The sequence below is a fragment of the Microbacterium sp. NPDC028030 genome, assembly GCF_040637855.1.
GTDB lineage: Bacteria > Actinomycetota > Actinomycetes > Actinomycetales > Microbacteriaceae > Microbacterium.
Genome location: NZ_JBEZXF010000002.1, coordinates 74322 through 91466, shown reverse-complemented (window position 1 = coordinate 91466; position 17145 = coordinate 74322). Strand labels below are relative to the sequence as shown.

The 17145-nt window shown below is 66.7% G+C and carries 17 protein-coding genes; 4 read left to right on the top strand and 13 right to left on the bottom strand.

The window, feature by feature from the left end; translation table 11 throughout:
- The first annotated feature begins 13 nt into the window (after nucleotides 1–13).
- The 3 genes from AB0E56_RS09255 (at nucleotide 14) to AB0E56_RS09245 (ending at nucleotide 1441) form a co-directional block, all read left to right on the top strand.
- The gene (locus tag AB0E56_RS09255; protein WP_359798387.1) at nucleotides 14–418 is read left to right on the top strand and encodes a Rid family hydrolase; all 405 of its coding nucleotides are present in this window, start codon (nucleotides 14–16) and stop codon (nucleotides 416–418) included.
- A 2-nt stretch (nucleotides 419–420) separates the two neighbouring features.
- Nucleotides 421–939, top strand: a complete 519-nt coding sequence (locus AB0E56_RS09250) for a GNAT family N-acetyltransferase (RefSeq protein WP_359798386.1) — start codon at nucleotides 421–423, stop codon at nucleotides 937–939.
- 82 nt (nucleotides 940–1021) lie between these two features.
- Entirely contained in the window at nucleotides 1022–1441 is a 420-nt protein-coding gene (locus AB0E56_RS09245) for a rhodanese-like domain-containing protein (RefSeq protein WP_359798385.1), read from the top strand.
- A 59-nt stretch (nucleotides 1442–1500) separates the two neighbouring features.
- Here AB0E56_RS09245 and AB0E56_RS09240 read toward each other — a convergent pair whose 3' ends face one another.
- The 5 genes from AB0E56_RS09240 to AB0E56_RS09220 form a co-directional block, all read right to left on the bottom strand.
- On the bottom strand, nucleotides 1501–1935 hold the full coding sequence (locus tag AB0E56_RS09240) for a cytochrome c oxidase subunit 4 (protein WP_183150283.1): 435 nt from the start codon (nucleotides 1933–1935) through the stop codon (nucleotides 1501–1503).
- A gap of 3 nt (nucleotides 1936–1938) precedes the next feature.
- Nucleotides 1939–3672 carry a cytochrome c oxidase subunit I gene (gene ctaD, locus AB0E56_RS09235; protein WP_183150284.1) on the bottom strand — a complete coding sequence of 578 codons (1734 nt, stop codon included), beginning with the start codon at nucleotides 3670–3672 and terminating at the stop codon, nucleotides 1939–1941.
- Between the two features lie 3 nt (nucleotides 3673–3675).
- On the bottom strand, nucleotides 3676–4578 hold the full coding sequence (gene coxB, locus AB0E56_RS09230) for a cytochrome c oxidase subunit II (protein WP_359798384.1): 903 nt from the start codon (nucleotides 4576–4578) through the stop codon (nucleotides 3676–3678).
- Between the two features lie 108 nt (nucleotides 4579–4686).
- On the bottom strand, nucleotides 4687–5049 hold the full coding sequence (gene erpA, locus AB0E56_RS09225; protein WP_359798383.1) for an iron-sulfur cluster insertion protein ErpA: 363 nt from the start codon (nucleotides 5047–5049) through the stop codon (nucleotides 4687–4689).
- Nucleotides 5050–5118: 69 nt separating this feature from the next.
- Nucleotides 5119–6522: a dipeptidase gene (locus AB0E56_RS09220; protein ID WP_359798382.1), complete on the bottom strand. Its 1404-nt coding sequence runs from the start codon at nucleotides 6520–6522 to the stop codon at nucleotides 5119–5121.
- Between the two features lie 46 nt (nucleotides 6523–6568).
- Here AB0E56_RS09220 and AB0E56_RS09215 point away from each other — a divergent pair, with 46 nt between their 5' ends.
- The gene (locus AB0E56_RS09215; RefSeq protein ID WP_359798381.1) at nucleotides 6569–7141 is read left to right on the top strand and encodes a DUF3043 domain-containing protein; all 573 of its coding nucleotides are present in this window, start codon (nucleotides 6569–6571) and stop codon (nucleotides 7139–7141) included.
- On the opposite strand, the gene AB0E56_RS09210 is transcribed toward AB0E56_RS09215, so the two are convergent.
- From AB0E56_RS09210 to AB0E56_RS09175, 8 genes are all read right to left on the bottom strand, one after another.
- Nucleotides 7116–8153, bottom strand: coding sequence for a quinone-dependent dihydroorotate dehydrogenase (locus AB0E56_RS09210; protein ID WP_359798379.1), 1038 nt, complete (start codon nucleotides 8151–8153; stop codon nucleotides 7116–7118). The genes AB0E56_RS09215 and AB0E56_RS09210 overlap by 26 nt on opposite strands.
- Nucleotides 8154–8163: 10 nt before the next feature.
- Nucleotides 8164–8634: a transcriptional regulator NrdR gene (gene nrdR, locus AB0E56_RS09205; RefSeq protein ID WP_183150287.1), complete on the bottom strand. Its 471-nt coding sequence runs from the start codon at nucleotides 8632–8634 to the stop codon at nucleotides 8164–8166.
- A 10-nt stretch (nucleotides 8635–8644) separates the two neighbouring features.
- Nucleotides 8645–9949 carry a histidinol dehydrogenase gene (gene hisD, locus AB0E56_RS09200; RefSeq protein WP_359798377.1) on the bottom strand — a complete coding sequence of 435 codons (1305 nt, stop codon included), beginning with the start codon at nucleotides 9947–9949 and terminating at the stop codon, nucleotides 8645–8647.
- Between the two features lies 1 nt (nucleotide 9950).
- The gene (locus AB0E56_RS09195) at nucleotides 9951–11192 is read right to left on the bottom strand and encodes a hypothetical protein (RefSeq protein WP_359798375.1); all 1242 of its coding nucleotides are present in this window, start codon (nucleotides 11190–11192) and stop codon (nucleotides 9951–9953) included.
- A gap of 72 nt (nucleotides 11193–11264) precedes the next feature.
- Nucleotides 11265–14783, bottom strand: a complete 3519-nt coding sequence (gene dnaE, locus AB0E56_RS09190) for a DNA polymerase III subunit alpha (protein ID WP_359798374.1) — start codon at nucleotides 14781–14783, stop codon at nucleotides 11265–11267.
- 60 nt (nucleotides 14784–14843) lie between these two features.
- Nucleotides 14844–15923, bottom strand: a complete 1080-nt coding sequence (locus tag AB0E56_RS09185; RefSeq protein ID WP_359798373.1) for a hypothetical protein — start codon at nucleotides 15921–15923, stop codon at nucleotides 14844–14846.
- Nucleotides 15898–16500: an RNA polymerase sigma factor gene (locus AB0E56_RS09180; RefSeq protein ID WP_359798372.1), complete on the bottom strand. Its 603-nt coding sequence runs from the start codon at nucleotides 16498–16500 to the stop codon at nucleotides 15898–15900. The genes AB0E56_RS09185 and AB0E56_RS09180 overlap by 26 nt, the downstream gene beginning before the upstream one ends.
- Nucleotides 16501–16531: 31 nt before the next feature.
- Nucleotides 16532–17131 (bottom strand): GNAT family N-acetyltransferase, encoded by a 600-nt coding sequence (locus AB0E56_RS09175; protein WP_359798371.1) that lies wholly within the window; start codon nucleotides 17129–17131, stop codon nucleotides 16532–16534.
- Between the last annotated feature and the right edge of the window lie 14 nt (nucleotides 17132–17145).

Below are 17145 nucleotides of genomic sequence, written 5' to 3'. Positions count from 1 at the left end.
AAAGGATCGGACCATGACTTCCGTCGTCCAGCTGCTCCGCGCGAACACCCTCGCCGAAGCCCCCTATGCATACGCTGCCACAGCACCGGCGGGATCTCGCCTGATCTTCCTCGCCGGCGCCTGCCCCCTGGAGGATGACGGGACGACGACAGCGCCGGGAGACTACGCCGCGCAGGCCGCCCGATGCATCGAGACGCTCACGGCCGCGCTGAAGGCGGCGGGAGCCACCCTCACCGATGTGATCAGCACGCGCGTCCTCGTGGCATCTTCCCGGCAGTCCGACCTTGTCGCGGCCTGGGAGGTGGTCCACGAGGCGTTCGGCTCCCACGACGTCCCCAGCACGCTGCTCGGCGTCACCGTGCTCGGCTACGACGATCAGCTCGTCGAGATCGAAGCGATCGCCGCCGTGGCGCAGTGACCATGGGGTTCAGCGTGCGTCCCGCCCTCCCCTCCGATGAGGAAGCAACGGAACGGATCGAGGTGGCCGCAGACGCCTTGCTCGTCGATCGATTCGGTGCGGTGGACTGGCCTCCCCCGACTCCGCCGCAGGAGCGCACCGCAGCTCCCGGCTTCGTCCTCATCGCCGAGTCCGAAGAGACGATCGATATGGCCGATGCGACGGTGGTGGGCTTCGTGCATGTGCTCGAGGTCGACGGACACGCCCACCTCGAACAGCTCTCCGTCCTGCCTTCCTATGGGCGGCGTGGCATTGGCCGTCGACTGGTCGAGGCCGCGCTGTCTGAGGCTCGCCGCCGCGGCCACCTACGGGTCACGCTACGGACCTATGCGGACGTGCCGTGGAATGCGCCGTTCTACGCCTCGTGCGGCTTCGTCGTGAGCGAGCCGGACACGCCACTGCTCCGCAGCCTGATCGGGATCGAGACGGATCTCGGCCTCTTCGCATACGGTGGCCGTGTGCAGATGACCGCTGTGCTGTGAGTCCCCGGGGCTGACTGGAATCGCACCGCGGACGGCAGTAAAGCGCTCGAGGCTGCTGCCCGCCCCACCTTAGGCTGAAGGCATGATCGATCGTGCCGACTACTACTCCGCAAAGCTCTCGTATGAGACGGACCCGAGCGACGTACACGCCGCGCAGAAGGCGGGCGAGAACGTCGTCGTCATCGACGTGCGCTCCACCGAGGCATGGGCGCAGGGCCGCGTCGCGGGAGCCGTGCACATGCACTACAGCGAGATCGCGACTCGTGCCCCCGTCGAGATCCCAGCAGATGCAGACGTCATCGTGTACTGCTGGAGTCCCGGGTGCAATGCAGGAGCGAAGGGGGCCCTCGAGTTCGCGAAGCTCGGATACCGCGTGAGGGAGATGATCGGCGGCTTCGAGTACTGGGTGCGCGAGGGCTACCCCGTCGAAGATGCCGATGGGGTGCACCGTCGCCCGATCGACCCCCTCACGGGCATCGCACGCATCCGCACCCACGCTTGAATCACGCCTGCAATGAAGAAGGCCCCCGGACGAATCCGGGGGCCTTCTTCATGAGTGGGTCAGCGGGCGAAGTTCCCACGGTAGTACTCGTACACCCATCCGACGATCGCGACGACGAAGATCGCGAGACCGATCGGGAGCAGGAAATGACCGACAGCGAGTCCGACGACGAAGACTCCGGCCGAAGCGGCGAGCACGATCGGCCACCACGACCACGGGCTGAACTCGCCGAGCTCAGGGTCTCCGTCATCGATGTCGGACGTCAGGATGTCTTCGGGCAGCTCGCCCCTCTGCGCCTTGTGCGTGCGGTCGAGGTAGAACGCGATCATGGCTGCCATGAACGCTGCGAAGAACAGCGCCACGGTGCCGACCCATTCGATCCGCTCCGCGAAGTTGTCGGAAGGCGTGGCAAGGATGTGCCAGCCGGTGTAGACGACGCCGACGAGGGCGAAGAACGCCGTCAGGATCCACCAGAGAATGACGTTGTCGCGCATGACTTAGTGGGCCTCTCGCTCGCCGGGCGCCGTGGTCGCGAACTCGGCTGCCTCCGGGTGATTCAGGTCGAACGCAGGACGCTCGCTGCGAATGCGCGGGATCGACGTGAAGTTGTGTCGCGGCGGCGGGCAGGACGTCGCCCACTCGAGCGAAGCGCCGTAACCCCACGGGTCGTTCACGGTGACCTTCGGTGCCTTGCGCGCCGTGATCCAGACGTTCAGGAAGAACGGCAGCATCGAGGCACCGAGGATGATCGCGCCGATCGTCGAGACCTGGTTCTGCCAGGTCCAACCGTCGGCCGCAGAGTAGTCGGCGTAGCGACGCACCATGCCGTCGACGCCCAGCCAGTGCTGGATGAGGAAGGTCATGTGGAAGCCGATGAACAGCATCCAGAAGTGCACGTAGCCGAGGCGCTCGTTCAGCATGCGCCCCGTCCACTTCGGCCACCAGAAGTAGAAGCCGGCGAACATGGCGAACACGACGGTTCCGAACACCACGTAGTGGAAGTGCGCGACGACGAAGTACGAGTCCGAGAGGGCGAAGTCCAGCGGCGGAGCGGCGAGGATCACACCGGTGAGACCACCGAAGACGAACGACACGAGGAACCCGAGGGCGAAGACCATCGGGGTCTCGAAGGTGACCGACCCTCGCCAGAGCGTGCCGATCCAGTTGAAGATCTTCACACCCGTCGGCACCGCGATGAGCATCGTCATCAGGGCGAAGAACGGAAGCAGGACGGAACCGGTGACGTACATGTGGTGCGCCCACACGGCCACGGACAGCGCGGCGATCGCGATCGTGGCGTAGACGAGCGTCTTGTAGCCGAAGATCGGCTTACGGCTGAAGACCGGGAAGATCTCCGACACGATGCCGAAGAACGGCAGCGCGATGATGTACACCTCGGGGTGGCCGAAGAACCAGAACAGGTGCTGCCACAGCAGGACTCCGCCGTTCGCGGGGTCGTAGATGTGAGCGCCCAGGATGCGGTCCGCGGCGGCGGCGAAGATGGCCGCCGCGAGCACAGGGAACGCCATGAGGATCAGGAGGCTCGTGATGAGCGTGTTCCACGAGAAGATCGGCATGCGCCACATCGTCATGCCCGGAGCGCGCATGGTGATGATCGTGGTGATGAAGTTGACGGCACCGAGGATGGTTCCGAATCCCGAGATACCCAGACCCACCATCCACAGGTTTCCACCGGCACCCGGGGAGAAGGATGCTCCGGCCAGCGGCTGATAGGCGAACCAGCCGAACGACGCCGCGCCCTGGGGCGTGAGGAAGCCGGCGACCGCGATGGTCGAGCCGAAGAGGAAGAGCCAGAAGGCGAACGCGTTCAGACGCGGGAAGGCCACATCCGGAGCGCCGATCTGCAGCGGGAGGATCGCATTCGCGAAGCCGGCGAACAGCGGCGTCGCGAACATCAGCAGCATGATCGTGCCGTGCATCGTGAACAGCTGGTTGTACTGCTCCTTCGTCGGGACGATCTGCATGCCCGGCGCAAACAGCTCGGCACGGATGACGAGGGCCATCACGCCGCCGAGGAGGAAGAACAGGACGGAGGCGATCAGGTACATGTACCCGATGGTCTTGTGGTCGGTGGAGGTGATCCACTTGACGACGATGTTGCCCTTCTGCTCCACGCGCGAGGAGCTCATGAGAGCAGCCTGGCGCGCCGGCAGAGTGGTGGGACGGGAGCGGGGCGCTTCGTCCGTGCGAGGAGCTTCGGTGGTCGACATTGCTTACTCCTCTCCTTCCTCGGTTTCGGTCTGCCCGGACGTGCCCGGCAGGTTGGAGAGTCGGTCGTAAGCGTCGGTGATGTCGCCCGTGTTGCCCTTCTCCTCAAGGGACTCGAGGTACGCGTCGTACTCGTCCTGGGAGACGACCTTGACGTTGAAGAGCATCATCGAGTGGTACTCGCCGCAGAGCTCGGCGCACTTGCCGGCGTACTCGCCCTCGCGGGTCGGGATGAAGGACCAGGAGTTGTCCTTCCCGATGAACATGTCCTTCTTGTAGAGGAAGTCGATGATCCAGAAGGAGTGGATGACGTCGCGCGACTGCAGGTCGATCGTGACCTTCTTGTCGACAGGGAGCACGAGGGTCGGCAGCTGCGACTGGTCGATGTTGCCTTCGGCGTCGGGCTGGGCCTGGATTCCCATCGTCCACACGGCGTCGGAGTTGTCTTCCTCCTCGCCGTCGTACTGGAAGTCCCACGCCCACTGCTTCGCGATCGCGGTGATCTCGACGTCAGGGTCGTCCCACTTCGCCTCGATCTCGCTCTGGTCACGCGCCGTGAAGAAGAACATGCCCAGCACGAGGATGAGAGGCACGATCGTGTAGAAGATCTCGATCGGCATGTTGTAGCGCATCTGGACCGGCAGTCCGGTCTGCCCCTTGCGGCGACGGTATGCGATCGCTGCCCAGGCCATAAGGCCCCAGGTGATGACGCCGACGGCGAGAAGCACGATCCAGGAGTTCACCCAGAGCGACGACACGCGCTCGGTCTGGTTGGTGGCAGCGGGGCCGCCCTCCACGAAGCCCGGAAGAAAGCCGTTCAGCTCGGTGGGAGTACATCCCGCCAGGGCCAAGGCTGCCGCAACTCCCACAGGGAGGGCGGCCCAACGAAGGCTGCGTTTCGAGGGCACGATGCACCTTTCAGATCGCGAACAGAGCACACCCAAGTCTAGGGCAACCTCACACCTGATTCATGCCAACCACGCAGGTTGAGAACCTTCGCCAGGTGCCGCGCTGACTCAGTGGAAGCTGTCTCCGCACGCGCAGCTGCCTGCGGCGTTGGGGTTGTCGATCGTGAACCCCTGCTCGGAGATCGTGTCCTTGAAGTCGATCGACGCGCCGTCGAGGTACGGGATGCTCATGTTGTCGACGATGACCTCGACACCGTCGAAGTCGACCGTCTCGTCGCCCTCGAGATAGCGCTCGTCGAAGTAGAGCTGATAGATGAGGCCGGAGCATCCGCCGGGCTGCACGGCGACGCGCAGACGCAGATCGTCGCGGCCTTCCTGCTCGAGCAGGTTCTTCACCTTGGTCGCGGCGGCGCCGGTCAGGCTGATCCCGTGGGCCTTGGTGGTGTCTGAGGTCAGGGTGGTGTCGCTCATGTCGCTCCTTGTGACGGGCCGCAGGGCACGGCTTCTCGCGTAATTCTACCGCCGGTGGGGCGGAACGGCTCAGAGTCGGACCGTGTTCATCCTGGCGAGGAGCAGCGCCTCGCTGGCGACGGCATGGCGGAAGGTGTCCAGGTGGAGGGACTCGTTCGGACTGTGCGCCCGGGAATGCGGGTCCTCCACTCCCGTGACGAGGATCTGGGCCGTCGGGAACTCGCGCACCAGGTCGGCGATGAAGGGGATCGAGCCGCCGACGCCGAGGTCGATCGACGGTACTCCGTATCCGTCGCGCATGGCGTCGCGCGTCAACGTCACAGCCCATCCGCTGGTGTCGACCAGGAAGCCGTCGCCGAGGTCGACGTCGGAGAACGTGAGGTCCGCGCCGAACGGTGCGTGTGCCCGCAGGTGTGCTTCGAGAGCCTGGTACGCCTCCTGCCCGGTCTGACCGGGCGCGACACGCGCGCTGATCACGACCGAGACTTCGGGGAGAAGGGTGTTGGACGCTGCGCCCACGCTCGTGGCGTCGATCCCGATGACCGTGACCGACGGCTTGTTCCAGATCCGGCTGAGGATCGTGCCGCTCCCGATGGGTGTCGTGCCAGGCAGGAGACCCGCCTCGTCGCGCAACGTCGCCTCCGAGTACTCCGGGGTGGACGCGTCTCGTTCGGTCATGCCCTCGACCGCGACCGAACCGTCGGCGTTCCAGAGCGTGGAAAGCAAGGTGACGGTGGCCATCATCGCGTCGGGCACGGCCCCGCCGAACATCCCGGAGTGCGAGGCGTGGTCCAACGTGCGTACCCGCATCGTGAAGCGGGCGTTGCCGCGCAGGGAGACCGTGAGCCCCGGCGTCACGGAGTCCCAGTTGCCGGAGTCGGCGACCACGATCGCATCGGCGCGCAGAGCCTCCTTGTTGTCGGAGAGGAACTGGGCGAAGGATCGTGAGCCGTACTCCTCCTCCCCCTCGATGAACATGGCGATGCCGAGGTCGAGATCATCACCGAGCACTTCGCTCACCGCACGGATGGAGGCGATGTGCGCCATGATCCCGGCCTTGTCGTCGGCTGCGCCACGGCCGTACAGACGCCCGTCGCGCACCGTGGGTTCGAACGGCGGGGTCTCCCAGAGCGCGTCGTCTCCCGGAGGCTGCACGTCGTGGTGCGCGTACAGCAGGATCGTCGGCTTGCCGTTGCGCGCGGCGCGCGTGGCGAGCACGGCCGGCTGACCGTGCTCGTCCGTCCCCGGGATCGCGGCGCGGAGCACGCGGACATCGTCGAAGACGCCCGTCTCCGTCGCGAGCGCGGCGACCCGTTCCGCGCTGCGCTCGAGCTGGGTCTGGTCGAACGCGGGCCACGCCATCCCGGGGATGCGCACGAGGTGGCCGAGATCGGAGAGCGCGGACGGGATCCCGGTCGCCACGGCCTCGAGAACAGCGGCATCGGACTCACGGGGAGGAACAGGAGAGGTCATGCGAGTAATCTTAAGGTGATCCCCCGTCAGCGAACCGAGGAACTCCGTGTCCACTACCCCTGCCTCCCCTTCGACGAACGACGACGCCCCAGAGACGCCAGCCGTCGGGAAGGGCCGCGCGACGCCGACCCGAGCGGAGCAGGAGGCAGCTCGCCGCCGCCCCCTGGTCGCCAACACGAAGGAGGCCAAGGCAGCCGCCAAAGCCGACCTCAACGAGCGGCGCGCCCGCGCGCAGGCCGGGATGGCAGCAGGCGAGGAGAAGTACCTCCCGGTGCGCGACAAGGGTCCTCAGCGCCGCTGGGTGCGTGACTATGTCGACGCCGGTTGGCACCCCGCAGAGTTCGTGATGGCCGTCATGGTGCTGGTCATCCTCGCCTCGCTCCTGCCGTCGAACATGATGATCTCGTTCTACGCGTACCTCGTGATGATGGGGTATCTCGTCATCGCCATCGGCGGCATGGTCCTGCTCGCGATGCGGGTCAAGCGCAAGGCCGCCGCGAAGTTCGGCAAGGAACGTCTCGAGCGGGGTCTCGGCTGGTACGCCGCGATGCGCGCACTGCAGATGCGCTTCATGCGCCTGCCCAAGCCCCAGGTCAAGCGCGGGCAGTACCCCGACTGACCAGTCCCCTGTTGATCTCGCGGCCCCAGAGCGGGCCGCGGTAGAGGAACGCCGTGTAGCCCTGAACGAGGGTCGCGCCGGCATCCAGACGCTCCTGGACGTCGGCCGGGGTCTCGACGCCGCCGACGGCGATCACGCAGAACTCCGCGGGGACGGCCTCGCGCACGACGCGTAGGACCTCGATCGAGCGCTTCTTCAGCGGTGCACCCGACAGGCCGCCGGCACCGGCGGCTTCGACCGTCGAGGCATCCGTCAGCAGGCCGTCTCGGCTGATCGTGGTGTTGTGAGCGATGATTCCCGAGAGACCCTCCGCGACGGCCATCTGTGCGATCGCGGTGATCTCCTCGTCGGGAAGGTCGGGCGCGATCTTCACGAGCAGCGGCGTACGACCGGACGCCTCTTTGACGGCCCGCAGCAGCGGGGCGAGGGTCTCGACCGCCTGCAGGCCACGCAGGCCGGGGGTGTTCGGGGAGGACACGTTCACCGCGAGGTAGTCGGCCAGCGGCGCGAGGCGGGTGGCCGAAGCGACATAGTCCTCCGTCGCGTCCTCGACCTCCACCACACGACTCTTGCCGATGTTGACGCCGATCACCGTGTCGGGAGCGCCACGACGGAGACGCGCGAGGCGACGCGCCGCAGCGTCGGCGCCGGCATTGTTGAAGCCCATCCGGTTGATGACCGCCCGGTCGGCGATCAGCCGGAACAGACGCGGCTTCGGATTCCCCTCCTGGGGGATCGCCGTCACCGTGCCGACTTCCACATGCCCGAACCCGAGCGCCGCCAGACCGCGCACACCGACAGCGTTCTTGTCGAAGCCCGCAGCGACGCCGAACGGTGACGGAAAGGTGAGCCCGAGCGTCTCGACGCGCAGCGACGGGTCCGGGGCTGTCAACGCGCGCGTCGCCCAGGAGAAGGGCGGGACACCGAGCACGCGGATCACCGCCATACCGGCGTGGTGGGCGAACTCTGGATCGAAGCGCGAGAGGACAGCGCGGAAGAGCAGCGGATACATCACTGCCAGATTACCGGTCGACGGGCTCCTGCTCCGTATGGTCTGCACGCAGGTCGGTGATCGCCGCCTCGAAGTCCTCGAGCGAGTCGAACGCCTGATACACGCTGGCGAAGCGCAGGAAGGCGACCTCGTCCAGCTCACGCAACGGACCGAGGATGGCGAGCCCGATCTCGTTCGCATCGAGTTGAGAGACGCCGGTCTGACGCACCGCCTCTTCGACCCGCTGCGCGAGGATCGCCAGGTCGGCCTCGGTCACCGGTCGCCCCTGACACGCCTTGCGCACACCGGAGATGACCTTCTCGCGGCTGAACGGCTCCATCACACCGGAGCGCTTGATGACGTTGAGGCTCGCGGTCTCGGTGGTCGTGAAACGCCCTCCGCATTCGGGGCACTGACGGCGTCGCCGGATCGAGAGACCGTCGTCGCTGGTGCGTGAATCGATGACGCGGGAGTCGGGATGACGACAGAAGGGGCAGTGCATCTGACAGATCCTACGCGGTGAAGCGCGCCTCGATCGCTTCGCCGTGCGCGGGGAGCACCTCGGCGTTCGCGAGGGCGACCACTCCATCGCGAACCTCGGAGAGCGCAGCGCGGTCGTAGGAGATGACCTGCTGCGGTCGCAGGAACGTGTATGCGCCGAGGCCCGACGCGTAGCGAGCCTGTCCCCCGGTCGGCAGCACGTGGTTGCTGCCAGCCATGTAGTCGCCGAGGCTGACGGGCGTCTGATCGCCTACGAACACCGCGCCCGCGCTCGTGAAGGCGGAGGCCGCCTCCTCGGCGTCCGGCAGGTGCAGCTCGAGGTGCTCCGGCGCATAGGCGTTGCTGAACGCCGTGGCCATCTCCCTGCCATCCACGAGCACGATCGCCGACTGCGGTCCGCCCAGCGCCTCGCCGACCCGTGTGCTGTGACGGGTCGCTGCCGCCTGCCGCTCGACTTCGACCGCGACCCGAGACGCGAGCTCCGGAGAGTCGGTGACCAGCACGGCGGAGGCCTGCTCGTCGTGTTCCGCCTGGCTGATCAGGTCGGCTGCGATCAGCCGCGGGTCCGCGTCCGCGTCGGCGACGATCAGGATCTCGGTCGCTCCCGCCTCCGAGTCCGTGCCCACGACGCCCGCGACGGCGCGCTTGGCGGACGCGACGAAGTTGTTGCCCGGCCCTGAGACCACGTCGACCGGATCGAGGCCGATCGACGCCACCCCCCAGGCGAGAGCGCCGATCGCCCCGGCTCCACCCATCGCGTACACCTCGGTCACGCCGAGCAGACCGGCGGCCGCGAGGATCGTCGGGTGGATCCGGCCGTCGCAGTCCGCCTGCGGCGGAGACGCCAGCGCGATGTCCTGCACTCCGGCGACCTGCGCGGGGACGACGTTCATCACGACGCTCGATGCGAGCGGCGCCTTCCCACCAGGGATATAGACGCCCGCACGGGAGACCGGCTGCCAACGCTGCAGGATCCGTGCGCCTGGTCCGATCTCGGTGGTCCGAGCAGCCGGCACCTGCGCCTCGGATCCGCGCCGAACGCGCTGGATCGCCTCCTCGAGCGCAGCACGCACGGCGGGGTCGACGGATGCGAGGGCCTCGGCGATGTGCGCGGCGGGCACCCGCACGTCGTGATCTGCGACGCGATCGAACTGCTCGGCCTGCTCACGGAGTGCGACCTCCCCGCGGACGCGCACGTCCTCCACGATGCGGGTCGCGGTGTCGAGCGCTGCGGCGCGCGCCTGTGTAGCACGCGGAACGGCGGCGAGCATGTCGGCGGGCGAGAGCTCGCGCCCCCGCAGATCGATCGTGCGCATGTCAGCCTTTCGTGATGTCGGAGATGTCGTGGAGGTAGCCGATGCGTCCGTCATCATGTCGAACGACGTACGCCCCTCCACGATCCTCGATCACGAGAGCCCACGCGCTCGGCCCGATACGGAACAGCGGTTCACCGCGCTCGTCGTGAACATCGCGTTCGGACGGAGCGAGGATCCAGAACGGCTGAGCTGCGACGACAGCCTCCCGCGGATTCGTGGCGTCGAGATCGGCATCGGGATCGGGATCGGGGTCGGCGAGATCCGCCACCACAAGCGGCTCGGAGTCCTCTGAGGTGCCGGAGCCCTCGTAGGTCGCCGCGGTCTCCAGCAACGACTCGATGCTGCCCGTGTCGGACACGATCTCGGGTTCCTGCCCCCGGGAACGCCGGGAATAGGCGGGCACATACTCCTCGTCGGCCGTCGACGGCTCCGTGCCGACCCCGCCGCCGGACGCGTGCGCCGTGAGGGGTACCTGCTCTGCGAGGTCGAGCCGGGCGACCTCGTCGGTGGCATGGCGACCGGAGGGCTCGACATCGAGGTCGGCGGCGGGGGCGGCGTATGCGCCCTCGACGATGACGTCGGTCTGTTCGCCCTCTGACGTCTGCGCTGCCTCGGACGAGGACGCGGGAACGGGCTCGATGCGCGGGCGCGGGATGACGGGGCGGACCGGATTGGCGTTGCGGTGCGCGAGTGTCACGAGGCGCCCGTGGAAGTCCTCTTTCAACCCGGGGATGATGGGCGCGAACACCGTCAGGACGACGAGCGCAACCGACAGGATGAACATCACCACACCGTTCCAGGGCAGCGTCCAGAATCCCGTGGCGATCACGCCGGAGATCGCGAGCCAGACACTGCCTGCCCACACCACGGCCGCGACGGAGAACGCGACCGACGCGAACTGATCGATGCCGAGCGAGCCGACACGACGGATGCCGTCGGGCGAGAACCGACGCAGCACGAGCAGGAACACCGCCACCGTAGGCACGGCGATCGGGAGTATCCACTGGATGCCGAGGCCCCAGAGCGAGACACCGGCGGTCAGGGGGAAGAACGAGAGGATGAACGAGACCAGCCACACGCCGACGATGAGGAGTTCACGCAGAGTGAATCCGAGTATCCCGAACTCCGGAGTCACCTCTTCGTCGTAGAGGACCCCGTCTTCGTCGCTGAAGATCGAATCCTCCGGGTCCGTCTCGGGAGAATCCGTCTCGGGAAGGTCCGGCTCGGGGATGTCCGTGCTCATGGGAGGTCCTTTCGTCACCGTGCTCGACGGGGGGAGATCGTCGTGCTGCCGACGGCTCACGATCCTACCCGCTCACCCGAGACAGCTGGGGCCGAGCAGTGACTTGAGGTCACCGAAGAGGTCGGCGGAGACCTTGACCGGCATCGGCACCTCGAAGACCTTCGCGGTGCCGCCGCGGTGCACCCGGAGCAGCACCTCAGTGTCACCGTTGTGACGGCGCAGCACCTCAGCGAGTTCCGTCATGACGCGTTCGGTGGCACGCTGCTCGGGAAGGACCAGAGACAGCGGACCGGCTGCGTCGAAGGAGCCGATGTCGGGCGCGAACGCGGACTGCGCATGCAGATTGAGTCCGTCGTCGCGGCGAGACACACGGCCGCGCACCGCGAGGATGGCATCCTGCTGCAGGGTGTGCTGGAACTCCGTGTAGGTCTTGCCCATGAACATCACGGTGACCTCGCCGTTGAAGTCCTCGACGGTGATCATGCCGTAGGGATTGCCGCTGGCCTTCGCGACGCGGTGCTGCACGCTCGTCACCAGTCCCGCGACGGTGACCTGGTCGCCGTCCTGCAGGTCCTCGGAGTTGTTGAGGTCATGGATCGAGATCGACGCGTGCTTCGCGAGCGGAACCTCGAGACCGGCGAGCGGGTGGTCGGACACGTAGAGGCCGAGCATCTCGCGCTCGAAAGCCAGCTTGTCCTTCTTGATCCACTCCGGACGAGCAGGCACCTTCGCCGGCGCCGCCTCCTCCATACCGTCGTAGAGACTGTCGAAGTCGAACCCGATGGCCCCCTGGGCCTCGTTGCGCTTGCGATCCACGGCCGCCTCGACCGCGTCTTCGTGCACCTCCATGAGTGCACGTCGGGTGTCTCCCATCGAGTCGAAGGCGCCGGCCTTGATCAGCGACTCCACAGTGCGCTTGTTCGAGACGTGCAGCGGCACCGTGTCGAGGAAGTGATGGAACGACGTGAAACGCTCATCCTTCCGCGCCTGCACGATGCCCTCGACCACGTTGCTGCCGACGTTGCGCACGGCGCCGAGGCCGAATCGGATGTCGTCGCCGACGGCGGCGAAGAAGTTGATCGAGTCCGAGACGTCGGGCGGAAGCACCTTGATACCCATGCGGCGGCACTCGTTGAGGTACAGCGCCATCTTGTCTTTGGAGTCGCCCACACTGGTCAACAGTGCCGCCATGTACTCGGCCGGGTAGTGCGCCTTGAGGTACGCCGTCCAATAGGACACGAGGCCGTACGCCGCCGAGTGGGCTTTGTTAAACGCGTAGTCGGAGAAGGGCAGCAGGATATCCCACAGCGCCTTGATCGCCGCCTCGCCGAAGCCACGTTCCTTCATACCGCCGGCGAAGCCCTCGTACTGCTTGTCGAGCTCGGACTTCTTCTTCTTTCCCATCGCTCGACGGAGGATGTCTGCTTGACCCAGGCTGAACCCTGCGACCGCCTGGGCGATCGCCATGACCTGCTCCTGGTAGATGATGAGGCCGTACGACTCCTGCAGGATCTCCGCGAGCGGTTCTTCGAGCTCGGGATGGATCGGGGTGATCTCCTGAAGTCCGTTCTTACGGAGCGCATAGTTCGTGTGCGAGTTCGCTCCCATCGGACCCGGGCGGTACAGCGCGATCAGAGCCGAGATGTCACCGAAGTTGTCGGGCTTCATCAGCCGCATGAGCGAGCGCAGCGGCGGGCTGTCGAGCTGGAAGACGCCGAGGGTGTCGCCGCGCGCGAGCAGTTCATACACGCCGGGATCGTCGAGTCCGAGGTGCTCGAGATCGAGCTCTTCGCCACGGTTCGTCCGGATGTTGTCGAGCGCGTCGGAGATGATCGTGAGGTTGCGGAGCCCCAGGAAGTCCATCTTGATCAGGCCGAGCGACTCGCACGACGGATAGTCGAACTGCGTGACGATCTGGCCGTCCTGCTCCCGCTTCATGATGGGGATGATGTCGAGCAGCGGGTCGGACGACATGATCACGCCGGCGGCGTGCACGCCCCACTGACGCTTCAGGCCTTCGAGACCGAGCGCGCGGTCGAAGACCGTCTTGGCCTCAGGGTCGGTCTCGATCAGCGCACGGAACTCGCTCGCCTCTTTGTACCGGGGGTGCGCCGAGTCGAACATGCCGTCGAGGGGCATGTCCTTCCCCATGACGGGCGGTGGCATGGCCTTGGTGAGCCGCTCCCCCATGCTGAACGGGAAGCCGAGGACACGACCGGCGTCTTTGAGCGCCTGCTTCGACTTGATCGTGCCGTAGGTGACGATCTGGGCTACGCGCTCGGAGCCGTACTTCTCCGTGACGTAGTCGATGACCTCGCCGCGGCGCCGGTCGTCGAAGTCGACGTCGAAGTCGGGCATCGAGACGCGGTCGGGGTTGAGGAAGCGCTCGAAGATCAGGCCGTGCTCGAGGGGGTCGAGGTCGGTGATCTTCATCGCATACGCGACCATGGAGCCGGCACCCGAGCCTCGGCCGGGACCGACGCGGATGCCGTTGTCCTTGGCCCAGTTGATGAAGTCGGCGACCACCAGGAAGTACCCGGGGAAGCCCATCTGCAGGATGATGCCGGTCTCGTACTCGGCCTGCTTGCGCACCTTGTCGGGGATGCCACCCGGGTAGCGGTAGTGCAGCCCCGCCTCGACCTCTTTGATGAGCCAGCTGTCTTCGGTCTCGCCGTCCGGCACCGGGAACCTCGGCATGTAGTTCGCGGAGGTGTCGAACTCGACCTCGCAGCGCTCGGCGATGAGCAGGGTGTTGTCGCAGGCCTCCGGGTGGTCGCGGAACAACTGCCGCATCTCGGCTGCGGTCTTGATGTAGTACCCGTCGCCGTCGAACTTGAAGCGGTTCGGGTCGTCCATGGTGGAGCCCGACTGCACACACAGCAGAGCCTCGTGCGCATCGGCCTCGTGCTGGTGCGTGTAGTGCGAGTCGTTGGTCGCGACCAGCGGGATGTTCAGGTCTTTCGCGAGGCGGAGCAGATCGGTCATCACCCGGCGCTCGATGGAGAGACCGTGGTCCATGATCTCCGCGAAGTAGTTCTCCTTGCCGAAGATGTCCTGGAACTCGGCGGCCGCTGCACGGGCCGCGTCGTACTGGCCGAGCCGGAGTCGCGTCTGCACTTCGCCCGAGGGGCAACCCGTCGTCGCGATGAGCCCCTTGCCGTAGGTCTGGAGCAGTTCGCGGTCCATGCGGGGCTTGAAGTAGTACCCCTCCATGCTCGACCGGGAGCTGATGCGGAACAAGTTGTGCATGCCTGCGGTGCTCTCGCTCCACATGGTCATGTGGGTGTAGGCGCCCGAACCCGAGACGTCGTCGCTCTTCTGATCGGGCGATCCCCACTGCACACGCGTCTTGTCGCTGCGATGCGTGCCCGGGGTCATGTAGGCCTCGAGACCGATGATGGGCTTGACCCCGGCATTGCGCGCCGCGTTGTAGAACTCGAACGCGGCGAATGTGTTGCCGTGATCGGTCACGGCGATGGCCGGCATGCCGTATTCGGCAGCCGCTTGAGTCATCGCGTTGATCTTCGCCGCGCCGTCGAGCATCGAGTATTCGCTGTGCACATGAAGGTGGACGAAGGAGTCGGATGCCATGCCTTCGAGTCTAAGGCGGGGCCCCGACACCGGAGCTCGGCGCCGGGGCCCTCGCAGGGCTCACCCGCTCTGCGGTGCGGAGTCGACGACCGAGGTCAGCACGGTCGTCACGGAATCCACCGTGTCTCCCGCTGGCCCCCCGTCGCCGTAGTCCTCCGCGATCGAGGAGACGAGCCCCTGTGCGGTGTCCACGGCGATCGTCGTCGTCCGGTGACCGTCGACCACGTAGCGGAGCGTCGCCGTGGCACCGTCGTCTGCCAGCACCTCGAAACCCGGGATCAGAGCGATGGCGAGGAAGAACGCCGATCGCAGATCCGCCGGCATCAGATTGATCGCCGACGGGTCGGAGAGGCCGGCCACGAGCCATCGGTCCGCTTCCCGGCCGGTCATCCCCGACTGCGCGCGCAGCCAGTCGAGCAGCTCCTGAGGCTGCCTCGGCATCTCGGCGTAGTACGGACGGTAGCGGTCGGCCAGATACGGCATCGGAGGCTCATCCCCGCCGATCGCGAGATACTCCCCGCCGGGAAGGACCTCGATCCTGCCGCGATCCACGCCCGTCGCGCCCGGCCACGAGGACCATTCCTCCGCCGCCTCTTCGCCCCGGGCGCCGAACGAGTCGACGACCTCCGCATGTCCCCAGTCGTAGAACCAGTCCGCCGCCCGATCCGCCGGGACATAGAGCACGCGGGTATCGCGCACCCGCACTGCGGCATCGCTGTCGTCACGTGACGCGTTGAATGCGAACGTGTTCTCGTCGTCGTCCTCGGCCCAGTCCGCCCTCCAGTACTGCACGTGCTCGCCGACGGTCTCGATGCGCAGGTACTGTCCGCTGACGAGAGTCGTGTCCTGCGCGCCGAACGTGACGGCGGATGCCCGTTCCAGGACCTCGGCCGCCGCGGCGTCGGGAACCTGCGGAGGAGCCAGCACGGATCCCACCACGATCGCGGTCACCGCGGCTCCCGCGACCATTCCGCCGAGACCCACCCCGGCCCAGGCACGGCGTCGCGATCGTGCTGATCGCTGCGACCGCGTACCCTGCGCCATCTCCCGCGTCAGCGCGTGCCTGGCTGCGCTGACATCGTCGTCGTCCACGCGAGACTCGTGCACCCCGAGCTCACGAACCTGTTCCATAAGCGGCATCGCTCTCCTCCTTCTTCATCCAGGTCAGGCGGGTGGCACCCCGGGAACCGGGTGGCGCGAGTTGTCGACGCACACGATTCAGCCGAGACCGCACCGTTCCCACCGGAACCCCCAGGGCGTCCGCGATCTGCTCATAGGTGAGGTCACCCCAGGCGTGCAGCAGCAGCGTGTCTCTGTCTCTGGCGGCAAGTGCGGCAATCCGCGGCGCGAGCGCCCGCAACGCGGCGTCGGCATCCAGTCGAGCCTCCGACGCTGCCTGCGGTGTTTCGGCGACGACTTCGGCGGAGGACGAGGCCTCGAAAGCGCGCCATTGGCGGGCCTCAGCGGCTCGATGGCTCTTGACGACACGAGTCGCGATGCCGAGAAGCCACGGTCGAGCAGAGGCCCAGCTTCGATCGAAGGCTGCGCGCCGCCGGAACGCGACGAGGAAAGTCTCGCTGAGGACGTCGTCCACGGCGTCCGATCCGATCCGTCGCCGGATGTACCCGCCGACGGGTCGGACGTGCCGCTCGAAGATCTCGGAGAACGCTCCGGGATCGTCGATCGACCGCTCAATGATCTCGCTGTCGGTGCTCACACTGAGTATTGGGCGGAGTCGCGGAAACGGTTCACGCTTTTCTCGAAGACTTCTCGGATGCTCCGAGGTCGAGTCGCATCAACACACGAGGGAATCCGTCGAGGACCGATCCGGTGTCGGCGACCTTCTGGAATCCGGCCCCCTCGAACAGCGCCCTCGTGCCGACGTACGCCATCGTCAGATTGACCTTCTCCCCCTCGTTGTCGACCGGATACCCCTCGATGGCAGGCGCCCCGCGCTTCTTCGCATATGACACGGCCCCCTCGATCAGCGCGTGCGAGATCCCCTGCTTCCGGTGCCCCGGCCGCACACGGAAGCACCACAGCGACCAGACATCGAGATCGTCGACGTGCGGGATGAGCCGGTTCCGCGCGAAGCTCGTGTCGCGACGCGGGTGCACCGCCGCCCATCCGACGGGCCCGTCGTCCAGATACGCGATCACGCCGGGTGGCGGGTCCTGGTGACACAGCTCGCGCACGCGATCGGCACGAGCGGGCCCTCTCAGCGCCACGTTCTCTTTGTTGCCGATGCGATAGCTCAGGCAGAAGCACACGTTCGACGTCGGCTTCTTCGGCCCGACGAGCGCCGCGACGTCGTCGAATTCGGTTGCGGGGCGAACCTCGATGTCCATGCGATCAGTGTTGC

Coding starts and splice junctions, on each gene's coding strand:
- hisD (WP_359798377.1), bottom strand. CDS start 9,949: ATGCGCACGATCGATCTGCGGGGGCGCGAGCTCTCGCCCGCCGACATG.
- AB0E56_RS09240 (WP_183150283.1), bottom strand. CDS start 1,935: ATGCGCGACAACGTCATTCTCTGGTGGATCCTGACGGCGTTCTTCGCC.
- AB0E56_RS09195 (WP_359798375.1), bottom strand. CDS start 11,192: ATGAGCACGGACATCCCCGAGCCGGACCTTCCCGAGACGGATTCTCCC.
- AB0E56_RS09250 (WP_359798386.1), top strand. CDS start 421: ATGGGGTTCAGCGTGCGTCCCGCCCTCCCCTCCGATGAGGAAGCAACG.
- AB0E56_RS09255 (WP_359798387.1), top strand. CDS start 14: ATGACTTCCGTCGTCCAGCTGCTCCGCGCGAACACCCTCGCCGAAGCC.
- dnaE (WP_359798374.1), bottom strand. CDS start 14,783: ATGGCATCCGACTCCTTCGTCCACCTTCATGTGCACAGCGAATACTCG.
- ctaD (WP_183150284.1), bottom strand. CDS start 3,672: ATGTCGACCACCGAAGCTCCTCGCACGGACGAAGCGCCCCGCTCCCGT.
- AB0E56_RS09185 (WP_359798373.1), bottom strand. CDS start 15,923: ATGCCGCTTATGGAACAGGTTCGTGAGCTCGGGGTGCACGAGTCTCGC.
- AB0E56_RS09245 (WP_359798385.1), top strand. CDS start 1,022: ATGATCGATCGTGCCGACTACTACTCCGCAAAGCTCTCGTATGAGACG.
- nrdR (WP_183150287.1), bottom strand. CDS start 8,634: ATGCACTGCCCCTTCTGTCGTCATCCCGACTCCCGCGTCATCGATTCA.
- erpA (WP_359798383.1), bottom strand. CDS start 5,049: ATGAGCGACACCACCCTGACCTCAGACACCACCAAGGCCCACGGGATC.
- AB0E56_RS09210 (WP_359798379.1), bottom strand. CDS start 8,153: ATGTATCCGCTGCTCTTCCGCGCTGTCCTCTCGCGCTTCGATCCAGAG.
- AB0E56_RS09175 (WP_359798371.1), bottom strand. CDS start 17,131: ATGGACATCGAGGTTCGCCCCGCAACCGAATTCGACGACGTCGCGGCG.
- AB0E56_RS09220 (WP_359798382.1), bottom strand. CDS start 6,522: ATGACCTCTCCTGTTCCTCCCCGTGAGTCCGATGCCGCTGTTCTCGAG.